12 protein-coding genes and 1 riboswitch are annotated in these 16,836 nt (G+C 68.9%); of the genes, 8 read left to right on the forward strand and 4 right to left on the reverse strand.

Translation table 11 applies throughout. The annotated features are described in order from the left end of the window. The first annotated feature begins 23 nt into the window (after nucleotides 1-23). Complete coding sequence (locus tag AC07PZ_RS23170) at nucleotides 24-776, forward strand: GntR family transcriptional regulator (RefSeq protein WP_495297503.1); 753 nt, start codon at nucleotides 24-26, stop codon at nucleotides 774-776. A 58-nt stretch (nucleotides 777-834) separates the two neighbouring features. On the opposite strand, the gene AC07PZ_RS23175 is transcribed toward AC07PZ_RS23170, so the two are convergent. Both AC07PZ_RS23175 and AC07PZ_RS23180 read right to left on the reverse strand, forming a co-directional pair. Beyond that, entirely contained in the window at nucleotides 835-2,133 is a 1,299-nt protein-coding gene (locus tag AC07PZ_RS23175) for an MATE family efflux transporter (RefSeq protein ID WP_495297598.1), read from the reverse strand. Between the two features lie 206 nt (nucleotides 2,134-2,339). Next, on the reverse strand, nucleotides 2,340-2,984 hold the full coding sequence (locus AC07PZ_RS23180; RefSeq protein WP_495297504.1) for a DUF2239 family protein: 645 nt from the start codon (nucleotides 2,982-2,984) through the stop codon (nucleotides 2,340-2,342). Between the two features lie 293 nt (nucleotides 2,985-3,277). Between AC07PZ_RS23180 and pgaA the strand changes: the two genes are divergently transcribed. The 6 genes from pgaA (at nucleotide 3,278) to AC07PZ_RS23210 (ending at nucleotide 13,571) form a co-directional block, all read left to right on the forward strand. Then, nucleotides 3,278-5,857 carry a poly-beta-1,6 N-acetyl-D-glucosamine export porin PgaA gene (gene pgaA, locus AC07PZ_RS23185; RefSeq protein WP_495297505.1) on the forward strand — a complete coding sequence of 860 codons (2,580 nt, stop codon included), beginning with the start codon at nucleotides 3,278-3,280 and terminating at the stop codon, nucleotides 5,855-5,857. After that, complete coding sequence (pgaB, locus tag AC07PZ_RS23190; protein WP_495297506.1) at nucleotides 5,854-8,070, forward strand: poly-beta-1,6-N-acetyl-D-glucosamine N-deacetylase PgaB; 2,217 nt, start codon at nucleotides 5,854-5,856, stop codon at nucleotides 8,068-8,070. The genes pgaA and pgaB overlap by 4 nt, the downstream gene beginning before the upstream one ends. Next, the gene (gene pgaC / locus AC07PZ_RS23195) at nucleotides 8,067-9,338 is read left to right on the forward strand and encodes a poly-beta-1,6-N-acetyl-D-glucosamine synthase (RefSeq protein WP_495297507.1); all 1,272 of its coding nucleotides are present in this window, start codon (nucleotides 8,067-8,069) and stop codon (nucleotides 9,336-9,338) included. The genes pgaB and pgaC overlap by 4 nt, the downstream gene beginning before the upstream one ends. Beyond that, on the forward strand, nucleotides 9,328-9,918 hold the full coding sequence (gene pgaD / locus AC07PZ_RS23200; RefSeq protein WP_495297508.1) for a poly-beta-1,6-N-acetyl-D-glucosamine biosynthesis protein PgaD: 591 nt from the start codon (nucleotides 9,328-9,330) through the stop codon (nucleotides 9,916-9,918). Before pgaC ends, pgaD begins: the two co-directional genes overlap by 11 nt. Before the next feature lie 67 nt (nucleotides 9,919-9,985). Then, nucleotides 9,986-12,358 carry a Tex family protein gene (locus tag AC07PZ_RS23205; RefSeq protein ID WP_495297509.1) on the forward strand — a complete coding sequence of 791 codons (2,373 nt, stop codon included), beginning with the start codon at nucleotides 9,986-9,988 and terminating at the stop codon, nucleotides 12,356-12,358. Between the two features lie 136 nt (nucleotides 12,359-12,494). Next, entirely contained in the window at nucleotides 12,495-13,571 is a 1,077-nt protein-coding gene (locus AC07PZ_RS23210; protein WP_495297510.1) for a patatin-like phospholipase domain-containing protein, read from the forward strand. Nucleotides 13,572-13,583: 12 nt separating this feature from the next. Here the strand turns inward: AC07PZ_RS23210 and AC07PZ_RS23215 are convergent, their stop codons facing one another. Both AC07PZ_RS23215 and AC07PZ_RS23220 read right to left on the reverse strand, forming a co-directional pair. Beyond that, nucleotides 13,584-14,651, reverse strand: coding sequence for an NAD(P)-dependent alcohol dehydrogenase (locus AC07PZ_RS23215; protein WP_495297511.1), 1,068 nt, complete (start codon nucleotides 14,649-14,651; stop codon nucleotides 13,584-13,586). Continuing rightward, nucleotides 14,648-14,938, reverse strand: a complete 291-nt coding sequence (locus tag AC07PZ_RS23220; protein ID WP_495297512.1) for a hypothetical protein — start codon at nucleotides 14,936-14,938, stop codon at nucleotides 14,648-14,650. The genes AC07PZ_RS23215 and AC07PZ_RS23220 overlap by 4 nt, the downstream gene beginning before the upstream one ends. 53 nt (nucleotides 14,939-14,991) lie before the next feature. Here AC07PZ_RS23220 and yjjJ point away from each other — a divergent pair, with 53 nt between their 5' ends. Continuing rightward, on the forward strand, nucleotides 14,992-16,377 hold the full coding sequence (gene yjjJ, locus AC07PZ_RS23225; protein ID WP_495297513.1) for a type II toxin-antitoxin system HipA family toxin YjjJ: 1,386 nt from the start codon (nucleotides 14,992-14,994) through the stop codon (nucleotides 16,375-16,377). Between the two features lie 73 nt (nucleotides 16,378-16,450). Beyond that, a riboswitch (cobalamin riboswitch) is annotated at nucleotides 16,451-16,704 on the forward strand. Nucleotides 16,705-16,836 lie beyond the last annotated feature (132 nt).

Consider the following 16,836-nt stretch of genomic DNA (forward strand, 5'->3'; position numbering starts at 1 on the left):
CGCAAGAATAGTAGAGAACACAATTGGTCGTCAACTGGTATACCAATAATATTCAATGTGTACCCGACTGGTGCGATACTTCCGAAATGCTGTCAAATCCTGCGGAAGCGCCCCCTGAAACCGAGATCGATCCGGACTTGCCGCTGTCCGAGCGCGCACATCGCGCGCTTCTGGCGATGATCCTGAGCGGCGAACTGTCACCGGCCGAGGTCATCACTGAGCGGCAGATTGCGTTGCAACTGGGAATTTCACGGACGCCATTGCGAGAAGCTGTGCGCCGTCTCGAGGGTGCCCGCCTCCTGGAGCGCCAGAAGAGCGGTGCGTTGGTGGTGCGGGGGCTGCCGGTCGAGGAGTACATCAATATCCTGGACGTGCGGCGCGTGCTGGAAGGCGAAGCCGCACGCCTGGCGGCCGGCCATGTTCCCAAAGCCGAACTCGAGCGCATACGGCAACGCGCGCAAGCCGTCCTTGCGCTTCCGGACGACACCGCGATTGCAGAGCCTGGCGATGATGAAAATCTCCACGCCCTCATCGCGAGCGCTGCCGGCAATCCAGTCTTGCTGGAGACTCTCGCGGCATTGCGCACGCGCACGGCCATGTTCCGCTTCGGACGCCTACCTGCCAGGCGTCGCACGGTGATCCTGGAGCACCTCGCGGTGGTGGACGCCCTGGAGGCCGGAGACGGCGCTGCGGCACGCCAGGCGATGGAGCATCACATCGAGCAGGTCCGCGCGACGATCATCGCCAAGCTCAATGGCACCGATCGCATGCGGTAGCACCGCGGCACTGCCTGAATGGTGAACGGCACGCGCAACCGGCGCCAACCGGCGCTGGCTACACCAGCCGCCGAATCGCCTTCTTCCGCCAGACCAGCCGGTAGTACGCGGTCTGCAACGCCAGCATCGCGATGAAGGCCGCGGGGTAGGCGAACCACACGCCGTTCAGTCCGATCCGGTGGCTCATGAACCAGGCCACCGGCACCTCCACGCAGGCGATGCAGAAGATCGCGATGGCGGTCGGCACCAGCACCGAGCCGCTGGCCCGCATGATCCCCGAGAGCACCGACGCCATGCCGAAGATCACGCTGCTCCACAGCATGATGTGCAGCAGCGTCTGCGCGAGGTCGATCACCGGCGCGCTGGTGATGAAGAAGCCCATCAGGTGGCGCGAGAACAGGTAACCGAGCAGCACCAGCGCGCCGGTCAGCACGAGGTTCATCAGCAGCCCGGTGCGCGCGATGGCGCCGAGCTTGTCGACGCGGCCCGCGCCGATCGCCTGCGCGCCGAGGATCGACGAGGTGATCGCGATCGAGATCGCCGGGAACTGCACGTAGGCCACCACCTGATTGACCGCGCCGTAGGCCGCCGTGGCGCTCGATCCGTAGCTGTTGACCAGCGACAGCAGGGCGACTTCGGCCAGCGAGATCACGATCATCTGCACGCCGGTCGGCACGCCGACCTTGAGCACCGTCTTGAGGATCTTCGGGTCGATGCGCATGCGCCGCCAGAACTCGGCATCGGGCGCCAGCGGGCTCTTCTTCGTGCGCAGCCGGAAGCCCAGCCAGATGGTCGCGACCACGAAGGCCACGACGGTCGCAGCCGCGCCGCTCGCCACGCCGAGTTGCGGCAGGCCGCCCCAGCCGCGGATCAGCGCGGGCGTGACCATCAGCCCGATGCAGGTCGAGATCGCCAGCGTGAACAGCGGCGTGACGGTGTCGCCCACGCCGCGCAGCATGGCCGTCGACAGCAGGAACACGAACAGTCCGGGCATCGCCATCAGCATGATGCGGGCGTAGGTCGTGGCGTCGGCCAGGATGTCCGGCGGCGTGCCCAGCGCGCGCAGCAGCGGCGTGGTGAAGAAGCCGCCGAACAGCGCGACCAGCAGCCCGAAGACGATGCCCACGGTGAGCGTGGTGCCCGCCACGGCCTTGACCTTGCCGACATCGCGCGCGCCCCAGGCCTGGCCGATCAGCACCGAGGCGCCGGCGCCCAGGCCGATGGTGAAGGCGATGAAGAAGAACATGATCGGGAAGAAGCTCGACACCGCCGCGAGCGCGCCGACACCGATCATCTGGCCCACGTACACGTTGTTCAGCGTGCCCGACAGCGACTGCAGGATGTTGCTCAGCAGCATCGGCGCCAGGAAGAAAAGGAAGACCTTCCAGAGCGGCCGGTTGCCGTCGAAAGGCGTGCGATGCGGTTTCGCGGAAGCGTGTGCCGCCGCAGCGGGCGGCACGGGTGCCAGCGCGGGGTCGGCGACGGCGGCGGGCGGTGCGGCGATTTCGCCGGCCACGCGCAGATCGTCGGGCTGCATGTCGGGGCGGAGTGTCTCGGGTGTCGTCATTGTTCTTTCCAGGCGGCCGCAGAGAGTACGTGCAAATGCGTGCGCAGGTCCGTCGGCCAAGAGGCGATCTGCGTGCCGAAGCCGCTTTCGTCGCCTGCGAACAACGCGCGCGACGCTTCCTCGAAACCGGGCAGGTCGCCGGCCATCTCGCTCATGAAGCGATAGGCGGCTTCACGGGCGGCGCGCAGGCCATCGCGGCCGGCGTGGGCGCGGCGAGCGTCTTCGACCAGGCGGCGCAACGCGACCGATGCGCCGCCGGGTTGCCGGCTCAGCCAGTCCCAATGGCGCGGCAGCAGCGTGACTTCGCGGGCGACCACGCCGAGTTTCGGCCGCCCGACGGCGCGCGGCGCGGCAGGGGCGGGCGCCGGCACCGGTGCTGCGTCGGCCGCCGCTGGCGCCGCGCGCACATCGATGGGGACGAGGGCGCCGGTGGCGTCGTCGAACACACGCAGCAGCACGCTGTCCGGTACGGGCGCCGCGCGCAGATGGGCTGCTATTTCAGCAAGGGTTCCGCCGATCACGCGGTGGAAGCCGGCGAAGGCGGTCAGTCGTGCGGGCGCCTCGGGTGCCGGATCGGGCGTCGGCGTGCTGGGTGCCGCAGGTTTGCGGCCGTTCGTCGGGCGGGTGGGTGGCGTCGTCATGGTTCTTATTTTACCCGGACAAAATTAAATTTGTATCGTTCGGGTGTAAAGGTATCGAAGCTTCTGACCTACACGGAAGTTCTCATTTTTTCTTCGGGTTGAAACTAGTACTTACAGGTTAATGCTGACTTTCCAGTTGAAAAACACGGCCATTTCGAGCTCGTTTTTCGCTGTTTATTCATCGTTTTTCCTGCGGAGCGTCACAAGCGCCGCCGTGCTGGTCCATGGAACTTTTACAGTCTAGAAAGCCGATTCACCTGGCCCTTTGCAGTGCGCTGGGTGCTTTCGCGGCCTTGGCCACTGCCACAGGTTTTTCATCCCCCGCGTTCGCCCAGGCGTCCAGCGTGGCGTCCGACGGCCCCGTGTCGTCGCCCAGCCAGCCACCGCTTCGCTCGGCGGAACCCGCCTTGTCGAACGCGCCGTACACGGCCGCCGCGCATGACGAACTCGTCGCCGCGCAGCGTGCGGGCCGGGTATCGGCTGCGGCGGGATTCGCGCAATTGGCCGTCTGGCACGGCCAGTCGCTCGAGCCGGCGGCTGCCAGGCGCGTCGTGTCCGACGGCGTGGTCTGGGCGATGGCGGCTGGCCGACCCGCCGAAGCCGCACGCTGGGCGCGCGAGGCGCCGGTCGGCGAACTCGCAACTTACGCGGTGGTGCCCGCCTTCCAGGCGGCGCGGACCGTCGCGGATCGGGCACTGGAAGGCGATGCCGTCCATCTGCTCCGCAGCCGGGAGCCCGATGCGTGGCAGCCGCGAATCTACGAGGCGCTGTGGTTGATCGATACGGGCGAGTTCGCCCAGGCCGAATCGGCGCTGAATGCGCTCGCGGCGGCCTGGACCTCGCCGGCGACCGATCAGCAGGTCGCGCTGCTGGAAGCGCGCGGCGCATTGGACGAGGCGCGCAACCAGCCGCTCGACGCCCTCGCGCACTACAACGCCTTGCTCCAACTGCAGCCCGGCCATCGCTATGCGACCCGCGCGGTGAGCTTCATGCTGGGCGCCAGCGGTGCCGAAGCCGCGGCGCTCAAGCATGCGGAAGACGTGGAGAAGGCGAACCCCGGCAGCTTCTCGGCGCTCGAGATGGCCAGCCTGCGGCAGCAGGCGCTGGGGCAGCAGTTGCGCTGGGCCATCGCCGACCGTGCGCAATCCACCGGCTGGGGCGTGGGGCGATTCGCCTCGCTGGACGCGGTGTTGCCGCGCTATCACGCCGAGCTCGAAACCGCCACGGCGCAGGAGGCGCGTGCCCGTGCCGAAGGCGACACGCCTGGCACCGACGCCTGGCGGCGGCTGCGCCTGCAGCTGAGCTACGACCGGATCGTCGCGCTGCAGGAGCGGGCGCGTTATGCCGAGGTCACGCAGGCCTACGACGCACTGGTGGCCGAGGGCGTGGCGCCGCCGTACTACGTGCTGTCGGCCGTTGCCGGCGCATGGCAGCAGCAGCGCCGCTCCGATCTGGCGGTGCCGCTGTACGAAGCCGCGCTGCGCGATGGCGGCGACCAGATCCCGATGCCGAGCGACACGCACGTCGGGCTGGTCTACGCCTATCTCGACACCGCGCGCTTCGAGCAGGCCGAAACGCTGCTGGACCGCATGGAGAGCGCGACGCCGCCGATGCTGCGGCTCGCGCCGACGCCCGGCACCAGCAACGCGGAGTATGGCGAGGTGCGCAACCTGCGCGCGCTGTCGCAGCTCTACACCGGCCAGACCGCGCAGGCCGAGCGCACGGCCGGCGTGTTGTCGGCCGTCGCGCCGCTGAACGCCGGCTTCCGCTCTGCCGAAGCCGAGACCGCACTGGCGCGCCAGCATCCCGACGCCGCGCTCGCGCATTACCAGGAACTGCTGACCGACCATCCCGACAGCCTGCAGGCACGCGCCGGTTACGCCGGTGCGCTGTTCGATGCGGGCGAGCTGCGGGCCGGCCATCAGCTGGTCGACGCTCTCGAAGCCGAGGCGCCCGATTCCATCGCGGTGCGCAACGCCGTGCGCCTGCGCAATGCCACGCTGGCGCCGCGGCTCGAGGTCGATGCCGACGCGGGCAAGGACGGCGGCGCGCTGGCCAACCGCGAATGGCGCGTCGATTCGCGGCTGATCTCGCCCTGGATCGGCGACGACTGGCGGCTCTTCTATCACCAGGTGCTGGCCCATGCGGACACCGACGCGGGCAACGTGACGCTGGCGCGCGCCGGCCTGGGCGTCGAATGGCTGCGCGGCCGCTGGAACCTCACGGGCGAGGTGCATCAGGCCAACGATGGGCCGTACCGCACCGGCGTCGCACTCGGCCTGCGCTACCGCGCGAGCGACAACTGGCGCCTGTTCGCCACGGTCGACACCAACAGCCTCGACACGCCCTGGAAGGCGCGCAACGCCGGCATCGGCGCCCACGCGGCCGAGGTCGGCGCGACCTATGTCGTCAACGAATCGCGCAGCTTCGAAGGCACGGCGCAGCGCATGGACTACAGCGACGGCAACGCGCGCGACGCGCTCGGCCTGACCTGGCGCGAGCGCTGGCTGAGCACGGCGCGCTGGCAGCTCGAAAGCACGCTGGGTGCCGAGACCGCGCGAACCGACCGCCAGGACACGCCGTACTTCAGCCCCGCCAGCGAGAGCGCCGTGCAGGCCGGCCTGAGCGCGCGCTACCTGACCTGGAAGCGCGACGACCGCAGCCTCGCGCAGGTGGTCGAACTCAGCGCCGGCCGCTACGAGCAGCAAGGCTTCGGCAGCGGCCCGATGTGGTCGCTGCGCTACGGCCACGAGTGGAGCTTCGGTCCCACGATGCTGCTGCGCTACGGGCTCGGCGTGTCCAGCCATCCCTACGACGGCGTCAAGGAGCGCCGGCCGTTCGTTTTCCTGAGCCTTTCGGTGCCACTGCAATGAGAAGCCATTCCCTGAAAACCCCTGTTCCCGCGGCGCTCGCCGCCCACGCGGTCCGTGTTCCGGCGACGCCGCTCTGGCGGCGCTGGCTCGGCCTGCTGCTGGCGGCCTGCGTGCTCGGCATCGGGCTGCCGGCGCTCGCCCAGAAGGTGCCGCAGCCCGATGCCGACGACGGCCAGACCTTCCGCGCGATCGCGCTGCACGACATCCGCACGAACGTGCGCGGGAGCTTCGAGTCCGAGCCCGAGGCGACCGCGCTGGACGAGCGCACGCTGGCCGAGTTCTTCTCCTGGCTGCAGTCCGGCGACTATCACCCGGTGAGCCTGCAGCAGGTCATCGACGCCCGCGCCGGGCGCACGCCGCTGCCGCCGCGCGCGGTACTGCTGACGCTCGACGACGGCTACGAGAGCGCCTACACCAAGGCGTTCCCGTTGCTCAAGCGCTTCAACTATCCGGTGGTGATGGCGCTGGTCACGAGCTGGCTGGAAGTGCCGCCGGGCGAGATCGTGCAGGGCTACAGCACCAAGACGCCACTGCGCCGGGAGGCCTTCATCACCTGGGCGCAGGCGCGCGAGATGGCGGCCTCCGGCCTGGTCGAATTCGCGAGCCACAGCGACGCACTCCACCAGGGCGTGCTCGGCAACCCGCAGGGCAACCTGCAGCCGGCCGCCACCACGCGCATCTACGACGCCGGCTCGAAGACCTATGAGTCGGTGCCCGACTACGTGGCGCGCGTCGAGACCGACCTGCGCCGCAGCCGTGCGCTGATCCAGGACCGCACCCACAGCCCGGTGCGCGCGATGGTCTGGCCCTACGGCGCCTACAACCGCGAGGCGATGCGCGCGGCCGACCGGGCCGGCATGCCGATCACGCTGACGCTGGACGAAGGCCCCAACACGCACGACGTGCCGCTGCAGGAGATCCGCCGCGGCCTCGCGATCTACGACATGGCGCCGCCGTACCACGGCTTGTTCCGCATGCCCGCGCGTGTCGGCGCGTTCTATCCGCTGAACCGCGCGATGCACGTCGACCTCGACTATGTGTACGACCCCGACCCGGTTCGGCAGGAGGCCAACCTGTCGCGGCTGCTCGATCGCGTGCAGGCGGTCGGGCCGAGCGCGGTTTACCTGCAGGCCTTTGCCGATCCGGATGGCGACGGCGTGGCCGACGCGCTGTACTTCCCCAACCGGCACATGCCGATGCGGGCGGACCTGTTCAACCGTGTCGCCTGGCAATTGCGCACCCGCGTCGGCGTGCAGGTCTATGCCTGGATGCCGGTGCTCGCCTTCAAGCTGCCGGCGCGGAATCCGCTCGCCACGCATCGGATCACCTGGCTCGACAACGTGGCGAAGGTGCCGACGCCGCAGGCCGCCAGCACGCGCTACGCGCGGCTGTCGCCCTTCGACGCCGACGTGCGCACGCTGATCGGCGACATCTACGAAGACCTCGGCCGCAACGCGCCGGTCGCCGGCGTGCTGTTCCACGACGACGCCACCATCGGCGACGACGAGGACACCAGCCCGGCCGCGCTGCAGACCTATGCGCGCTGGGGCCTGCCGGCCGATGTCGCGGCGATCCGTGCCGACCCCGCGCTGAGCGAGCGCTGGAGCCACGAGAAGACGCGCTTCCTGACCGACTTCACGCTGCAGCTCGCGCAGCGCGTGCGCGACTGGCAGCCGGGCCTGCGGACCGCGCGCAACCTGTATGCGCGCCCGGTGATCGAGCCCGCATCGGAAGCCTGGTTCGCGCAGAACTACGAACAGTCGCTGGCCGCCTACGACTACACCGCGGTCATGGCGATGCCCTACATGGAAGAGGCGGCCGACCCGCAGGCCTGGCTGGCCGCGCTCGCCAGGCGTGTTGCCGCCACGCCTCGGGGCCTGGAGCGCACCGTGTTCGAGCTGCAGGCACGCGACTGGCGCAACGGCCAGCCGATTCCCGATGCGACGCTCGCCGCGCAGTGGTCGATGCTGCATCGCATGGGCGCGCGCCATCTGGCGTATTACCCCGACGACTTCCTGAACGACCAGCCGGGCCTGCCGGTGGTCCGCAATGCGATCTCGGTGCGCAGCACGCTGCTCGGTGCCATCGACCTGCCCGAGCCGACCCATGCGCCACGCAAGCCCGAGGCGCCCAACCTCGTCCCTGAACAACCTTCCGATGGCCGTGCCGTCCCCACCGTTCCCGGCACACCTGCCACTGGAGCTACTCGATGAGTCCTGATTTCCTTGGCGCCGACACCATTCAATTCCTTCTCGACTATGTCTTCTACTACCCCTTCCTCATGGCCTTCGTCTGGATGGGCGGCGGCATTGCCCATGCGCTGGTGTTCGAGCGCCGGCGCCACGAGCACATCGATCCGTTGACCCTGCTGGAGGAGACGCCGCTGGTCACGGTCATCGTGCCTTGCTACAACGAAGGCGGAGGCGTCTCGGAGGTCATCGACCAGTTGATGCGCAGCCGCTATCCGGCCTACGAGGTGATCGCCGTCAACGACGGCAGCACCGACAACACGGCCGAAGCGCTCGACGCGCTGGCGGCGCGCTACGCCAAGCTGCGCGTGGTCCACCACGCGAGCAACCAGGGCAAGGCCGTCGGGTTGAACACGGCCGCGCTGCTGGCCAACGGCGAGTACATCCTCGGCGTCGACGGCGACGCACTGGTCGACCCCGACGCGATCGGCTGGATGATGCGGCACATGCTGCAGTCGGAGCGGGTCGGCGCCATCACCGGCAACCCGCGCATCCGCACCCGCACCAGCCTGCTGGGGCGCATGCAGGTGGGCGAGTTCTCGTCGACCATCGGCCTGATCAAGCGCGCGCAGCAACTGCTGGGCCGGCTCTTCACTGTGTCGGGCGTGCTGTCGATGTTCCGCAAGAAGGCGCTGCTCGAGGTCGGCTTCTGGAGCCCCGACGTGATGACCGAGGACATCGACATCAGCTGGAAGCTGCAGCTCAAGGGCTGGGACGTGCGCTTCGAGCCGCGCGCGCTGTGCTGGATCCTGATGCCCGAGACCGTGCGCGGCCTCTACCGCCAGCGCCAGCGCTGGGCCACCGGCGGCATCCAGACGCTGATGCGCCACGGCTTCAAGCTGCTGAACCCGCGCAACATCCGCATGTGGCCGATCTTCATCGAGTACCTGGCCAGCGTGGTCTGGGCCTACGCGATGTTCGCGGTGCTCGTGCTGGCCATCATCCGGCCGCTGCTGCCGCCGGACTGGATCTACGTCGGCTTCCTGCCCCAATGGAACGGGATGCTGCTGGGCATCACCTGCATGCTGCAGATGCTGGTGAGCCTGTGGATCGACCGCCACTACGACCGCGACATCATGCGGTACTTCGTGTGGACCATCTGGTATCCGGTCGCCTTCTGGATGATCAACATGTTCACGACGGTGCTGGCCATTCCGATCACCCTGTTGCGTCGCCGAGGCCAGCGTGCGACGTGGACCAGCCCCGACCGAGGAGAAACGAATGTCAGCTGAACCGCAGGAAAACCCCGTGACCGGAAGCCCGTCCACCGAACCGCCGCCGGAGCGCACCAGCGACTGGGCCGAGCCGAACGGCACGCCGATCCTGGACGCGGCGCGCGTGCCGCTGAAGGCCTTCCGCGAGAACAAGCCGACGTCCAGCGCCTTCCTGATGTACGTCTGGCTGCACCTGCTGCGACCGCTCGTGCTGGTGATGTTCTGGGTCGGCGCGGCCTTCTATGCATGGCGCCATTTCTTCGAGCCGACCGACGACGCGGAGAGCTGGAACCTGCTCGCCGTCTATGCGGTGGTGATCGTCGTGATCTTCATCGTGATGCTGATCGTGGCGCCGATCCGCAGGCGCCAGCACGAGGAAAAGCGCCGCCGCGCCGCCCGCCCGGGCGACAGCTCGACGGACGCGATCGCCGAGTTCGCCCATCTTCCGCCGCAGAAACTGTCGCGCTGGCAGCGTGGCCGCCGGCTGGTGGTCCAGCACGACGCCGAAGGCCATCTGCGCAACGCGTCCGACCTCGACGCCGACCCGGCGCGCGCGCCGGTGCCGGAGGCGCCGCGGCGCACGCGAAACCGGGCCTGAGCAGGGTGGAAACGGCCCGGGCGCCTATGGCAAACTCGGCCGTTTTTGCCAGGGACAAGTCCAAGACATGCTGAAAATCATTCGCCAGCTCGCGGCCGAGATCAAGGTCGGCGAGCACCAGGTGAAGGCAGCCGTCGAACTGCTCGACGGTGGTGCCACGGTTCCGTTCATCGCGCGCTACCGCAAGGAAGCCACCGACGGCCTGGACGACATCCAGCTGCGCGAACTCGAGGCCCGCCTGTCCTATCTGCGTGAGCTCGAAGACCGCCGCGCCGCCGTGCTCAAGAGCATCGACGAACAGGGCAAGCTCACACCGCAGTTGCGCGCCGCGGTCGAGGCCGCGCCGACCAAGCAGGAACTCGAAGACCTGTACCTGCCCTTCAAGCAGAAGCGCCGCACCAAGGGCCAGATCGCCCGCGAGTTCGGCATCGAGCCGCTGGCCGACAAGCTCTTCGCCGATCCGACGCTGAACCCGGCGGTCGAGGCGCAGGCCTTCCTGAAGCCCGCGACCACGCTCGACGATGGCAAGCCGGGCCCCGATTTCTCGACCGTGCCCGCGGTGCTCGACGGTGTGCGGGACATCCTCTCCGAACGCTGGGCCGAAGACGCCGTGCTGGTGCAGCGCATGCGCGAATGGCTCTGGACCGAAGGCCTGTTCAAGTCGACGCTGATGAGCGGCAAGGACGAGAACAACGTCGACGTGTCGCGCTTCCGAGATTACTTCGCCTACGACGAGCCGATCGGCCGCGTGCCCTCGCACCGCGCGCTGGCCGTGTTCCGCGGCCGCTCGCTGGAAATCCTCGATGCCAAGCTGGTGCTGCCGGTCGAGCCCGAGCCGGGCAAGCCATCCATCGCCGAAGGCAGGATCGCGCTGCACCTGGGCTGGAGCCATGCGAGCCGCGCCGCCGACGACCTGATCCGCAAGGCGGTCGCCTGGACCTGGCGCGTGAAGCTGTCGCTGTCGACCGAGCGCGACCTGTTCACGCGACTGCGCGAAGAGGCCGAGAAGGTCGCCATCAAGGTGTTCGCCGACAACCTGCGCGACCTGCTGCTGGCCGCACCGGCCGGCCCGCGCGTGGTGCTGGGGCTGGACCCGGGCATTCGCACCGGCGTGAAGGTCGCGGTGGTCGACGCCACCGGCAAGCTGGTCGAGACCGCCACCGTGTTCCCGCACGAGCCGCGCCGTGACTGGGAAGGCTCGCTGCACACGCTCGGCAAGCTGTGCGCCAAGCACGGCGTGAACCTGATCGCGATCGGCAACGGCACCGCCAGCCGCGAAACCGACAAGCTGGCCGCCGACCTGATCAAGCTGCTCGCCAGGATGGCCGAGCAGGCCGGCGCGCCGCCGATGACGATCGACAAGGTGGTGGTGAGCGAGGCCGGCGCCTCGGTCTATTCCGCGAGCGAGTTCGCGTCGCAGGAGATGCCCGACGTCGACGTGAGCCTGCGCGGTGCCGCCAGCATCGCGCGCCGCCTGCAGGACCCGCTGGCCGAGCTGGTGAAGATCGACCCCAAGTCGATCGGCGTCGGCCAGTACCAGCACGACGTGAACCAGGGCGAGCTCGCGCGCACGCTGCATGCGGTGGTCGAGGACTGCGTGAACTCGGTCGGCGTCGACCTGAACACCGCGAGCGTGCCGCTGCTGAGCCGCGTCTCGGGCCTGTCGGCCAGCGTGGCCAAGGCGGTGGTGCGCTGGCGCGAGGCCAACGGTGCCTTCGCCACCCGCAAGCAGCTGATGGACGTCACCGGCTTCGGGCCGAAGGCCTTCGAACAGAGCGCCGGCTTTCTGCGTGTGCGCGGCGGCAGCAACCCGCTGGACATCACCGGCGTGCATCCGGAAACCTATCCGCTGGTCGAGCAGATCATGCAGAAGACCGGCAAGCCGATCACCGAGCTGATGGGCCGTGCCGAGATGCTGAAGACGCTCAAGCCCGAGCTGTTCGCCAACGAGAAGTTCGGCGTCATCACGGTCAAGGACATCCTCGGCGAGCTCGAGAAGCCGGGCCGCGATCCGCGTCCCGACTTCAAGGTGGCGCGCTTCAACGACGGCGTGGAAGACATCGCCGACCTGAAGGAGGGCATGGTGCTCGAAGGCACGGTGAGCAACGTGGCGCAGTTCGGCGCCTTCATCGACCTGGGCGTGCACCAGGACGGGCTGGTGCACGTGAGCCAGCTGAGCCACAAGTTCGTCAACGATGCGCGCGAGGTCGTGAAGACCGGCGACATCGTGAAGGTCAAGGTGATGGAGGTCGACGTGGCGCGCAAGCGCATCGGCCTGTCGATGAAGCTCGACGCCGCACCGGCGCGCCGCGACGGGCCGCGCGACAACCGCTTCGAGGGCGCGGGCCGCGGCCAGCAGCAGCCGCGCCGCGACAGCGCCCCGCAGCCGGCCGGGCAGATGGCCAGTGCCTTCGCCAAGCTGCAGGGGCTGCGCAAGTAGGCGCAGCCGCGAATCGCCAGCGGCGACGGGTCGACCAGGACCCGTGCCGCGGGCCGTAGAAGTCGTCGGCCTGCGCGGTTGTCTGCAATTGCCGATGATCGGGGGGCCAGCCGCCTCCACTCACCGCGTCATCGACATGCAAGCGCTTCGTCTCTACGCCGGCCCCGCCGCCCGCCAGCACATCGCCCGCCATGGCCTGCGTCCGCAGGACATCCGCACCATTCCCGGCGCGGCCGGCGGTCCGAAAGGGCTGGTGCTCGGCGCCATCGACCGCTTTCTGTTTGCCGACTGGCTGCCACGTTCGAGCCAGCCGATCGACCTGGTCGGCGCGTCGATCGGCGCCTGGCGCCTGGCCAACGCCTGCCTGGACGACGCGGAACACACGCTGCGCGATTTCGAGCATGGCTACATCCATCAGGAATTCACGCTGCCGCCCGGACAGAAGCGGCTGACGGCACGCGAGGTCAGTCGGCAGTTCGGCGAGGGCTTGAGTGGCTTCTACGGCGGCCGGGCCCAGCAGGTGCTCGCGCATCCGCGCTACCGGCTGCACGTGATCGCGGCGCATGGCCGGCACCTGCTCGGGCGCGAGGGCAGGGCGCGCACGCCGGTGGGTTACCTGGGCGCTTTCGTTGCCAACGGCTTGCACCGCCGCGCGCTGGGCGGCTGGCTGGAGCGGGTGGTCTTTTCCACCGGCGGCGCGACCGAGCTGCCTTTTGGCACGAGCGATTTCACGACGCGGCGCGCGCCGCTGAACGAGGCCAATTTCGAGCTCGCGCTGCGCGCGTCGTGCTCGATCCCGTTCATGCTGGAGGCGGTGCACGACATCCCGGGCGCGCCGCCCGGTGCTTACTGGGACGGTGGCATCACCGACTACCACCTGCACCTCGACTATCGGCCTGGCGATGCCGGGCTGGTGCTGTACCCGCACTTCCAGAAGGCCGTGGTGCCCGGCTGGCTCGACAAGGGCTTGAAGTGGCGCCACAAGGCCACGCCCTTCCTGGATCGCATGGTGCTGCTGGCGCCCGATCCGGCCTGGATCGCGACGCTGCCCAACGGCAAGCTGCCCGACCGCAACGACTTCGCGCGCTACGCCGGCGACCCCGCTGCGCGCATGCAGGCCTGGCGCACCGCGGCGGGCGCGTCACAGCAGCTGGCGGATGAATTGGCGGAATGGCTGGAGAAGCCGGACCTGGGGCGGGTCGAGGCGCTTTAGCGCCTCCAATCCCTAGGCCGCGGCCGCTTCCTTCAGCGTCCCCATGTCCACCACGAAGCGGTACTTCACGTCGCTCTTGAGCATGCGCTCGTAGGCGTCGTTGATGTCGGCCATGGCGATGGGCTCGATGTCCGAGACGATGCCGTGCTCCGCGCAGAAGTCGAGCATCTCCTGCGTCTCGGCGATGCCGCCGATCAGCGAGCCGGCCAGGCGGCGGCGCTTGAAGATCAGGCCAAACACGGCGGGCGACGGGTGCGGCGTCGCGGGTGCGCCGACGAGCGTCATCGTGCCGTCGAGTTTCAGCAGGCCCAGGAAGGGGTCGAGCGGGTGCGCCACGGCCACCGTGTTCAGGATGAAGTCGAAGCTGTTGGCATGCGCGGCCATCTCGTCGGCGTTCTTCGAGACGACCACTTCCTTGGCGCCCAGGCGCAGCGCGTCCTCGGTCTTGCCGGGCGACGTGGTGAACAGCACCACGTGCGCGCCCATGGCCGCCGCGATCTTCACGCCCATGTGGCCGAGCCCGCCCAGGCCGACGATGCCGACCTTCATGCCGGGGCCGACCTTCCACTGGCGCAACGGCGAATAGGTGGTGATGCCGGCGCACAGCAGCGGCGCGACGGCGGCCAGGTCGGCTTCGGCGTGCGTGACCTTGAGCACGAACTTCTCGTGCACCACGATGTGATCGGAATAGCCACCCAGGGTGTTGGCGCGCGACACCTGCTCGGGGCTGTCGTAGGTGCCGGTGAAGCCGTTGTCGCAGTACTGCTCCAGGCCGTCGGCGCAGGGCTGGCAATGCTGGCAGCTGTCGACCATGCAGCCGACGCCGACGATGTCGCCCACCTTGAACTTGGAGACGCCGTCGCCCACCGCGGTCACGCGCCCGACGATCTCGTGGCCGGGCACCACCGGGTAGTTCGCGGGGCCCCATTCGCTGCGCGCGGTGTGCAGGTCGGAATGGCAGACGCCGCAGTGCAGGATGTCGATGGCGACGTCGCGTGCGGTCGGCGTGCGGCGCTCGAAGCTGAAGGGCGCGAGCGGCGTGGTGGCGGACTGGGCCGCGTAGGCGTGTGCGAGGGTCATGGTATGTCGAAGGAAGGAGAGGGTGATGGGAGAAGGGGGAGAAGAGGAACCCGAAGGACATGCGCTTCGTCATGGCCGTGAATCGCGACGATCGGGTGGCGGTCCAAGCTCAGTATCCGGGTGGCGAGGCATGCCTTGTCGAGACAAGGGCCATTCGGCCGGGCTTCGGCGTTCGATCGGGCCGGCCTTGCAGGGCGTGCCTGGCTGCAGATATTCGGATCCGCCAGGGTGACCTCGATCGCCTCAAGAATCTTCTCATCAATTCGTGTTTCATGGAAAAATGCCATTGATTCAATTGAATTTGTTCTGTTGAATCCAATCAAGAATCTTCTCAATCCGCATGCCCCTGCCAACCGCCTCCGCGCCAGATCAACTCCGTGCAGCACTCGCGCGGAGCCCGGCTTCCAGCGCCGCCGAACTGGCGGCGTCGCTGGGCGTGAGCGTGCCCACCGTGCACCGGCTGCTCCGGCGACTGGGCGATGGCGTGGTCACGGGCGGCAAGGCAAGGCGCGCGCGCTATGCGCTCGGGCGGTCCGTCCGCGGCGTGTCGTCGTCGCTGCCGGTCTACGCGGTCGATCGGGCGGGCCATGTCCAGCAGTGGGGCCAGCTCACGCCGCTGCGCCCCGAAGGCAGTTGGTTGCCGCTCGACGGCACGCCATGGCCCGCGCCTGACGAGGCCCGCGACGGGTGGTGGGACGGCTTGCCCTATCCGCTCTACCAGATGCGTCCGCAAGGCTACATGGGCCGGCAGTTCGCGCGAGCGGAACACAGGCAACTGCAGGTCGCCGCCAATCCGCAGGAGTGGAACGACGACGACATCCTGCACGTGCTGAGCCAGCGGGGCGCCGACCTCAGCGGCAACCTGATCCTGGGCGATGCGGCCTGCGAACTGTGGTTGGCGACCAAGGCCGCGCCAGGCGACCCCATCGCCGAGGCCGCCACCGGCGCGCGCTACCAGGCGCTGGCCGAGCAGGCCGCCGCGGCGGGCTCGGCTGGCTCCAGTGCGGCCGGAGAGTTCCCCAAGTTCACGGCCCGGCGTGCGTTGGCAGGCAGCATGACGCCGCACGTCCTGGTGAAGTTTTCGGGCGCCGATGCGGCCGCGACCGTCCAGCGCTGGTCCGACCTGCTGGTGTGCGAACACCTCGCGCTCGCGCACGCGGACGCGCTTCCCGGCCTTGCCGTTGCGCGCAGCCGCATCCTGCAGTCGGGTGGCCGGACCTTCCTGGAGGTGGAGCGCTTCGATCGCCATGGCGATGCCGGCCGCAGTCCGTTGTGCGGGCTCGACCTGATCAACGCGGCGCTGATCGGCGACGCATCGATGGAGTGGCCGCGCCTGTGCGGCCGGCTTCTCACGCTCGGCCTGCTCGACGAGGAAGCCGTCGCGGCGGTGCGCCGGCTCTGGTGGTACGGCCGCCTGATCGGCAACACCGACATGCACACCGGCAATCTGAGCTTCGTGCCGCACGAAGGCCGGCTCGGCCTGGCGCCGGTCTACGACATGCTGCCGATGCGCTATGCGCCGCTGCCCGGCGGCGAAGTGCCCGCCGATCGCGCGCTGGACCTGGCGCTCCCGTTGCCGGCACAGCGTGAAGCCTGGTTGAGCGCGTGCAGCGCCGCCGTCTCGTTCTGGCGTGCCTGCGCGACCGATGGGCGCATCGGCGCGGCCTTCCGTGCGACGTGTTCGTCCAATGCCGACGCGCTCGTGCGCCTGCAGCAGCACGCCTGACCCGTCACCCCCGCTCCCTATAATCCCGCCCGGTCGCGCCGATCCGCTCAAGCGGTCGGCGCGCCACGGTTGCCAGGTGCCCTGCATGCCATTCGATGGCCTGGGGGTTAAACGGGAAGCAGGTGCGCCGCGTCGTCCATGACGCAGCCAATCCTGCGCTGCCCCCGCAACGGTCAGCGGAAATGGAACCCTCAGGTCGATGCCACCGGCATCGGCAGTCACTGCGCTTCAACGCGTGGGAAGGCGAGGTGTCCGGTCGTCGGAGATGCATGTGCCCGTGTCCATGCATGCACCCGGCGACGTCCCGTGAGCCCGGATACCGGCCTGCGCCGCCGCCTTCGGACGCTGCGGGAGTGCGTCGGTCCGGGCAGGTCGATGCGCATGCAGCGGCCCTGCCTCGACGCGTGCCCTCCCTCAGCGTGCTTTTCTGTGTCGACAGTCCTGCGGGGTCGCAGGACG

Source organism: Variovorax sp. GW821-FHT10B04, assembly GCF_059415645.1.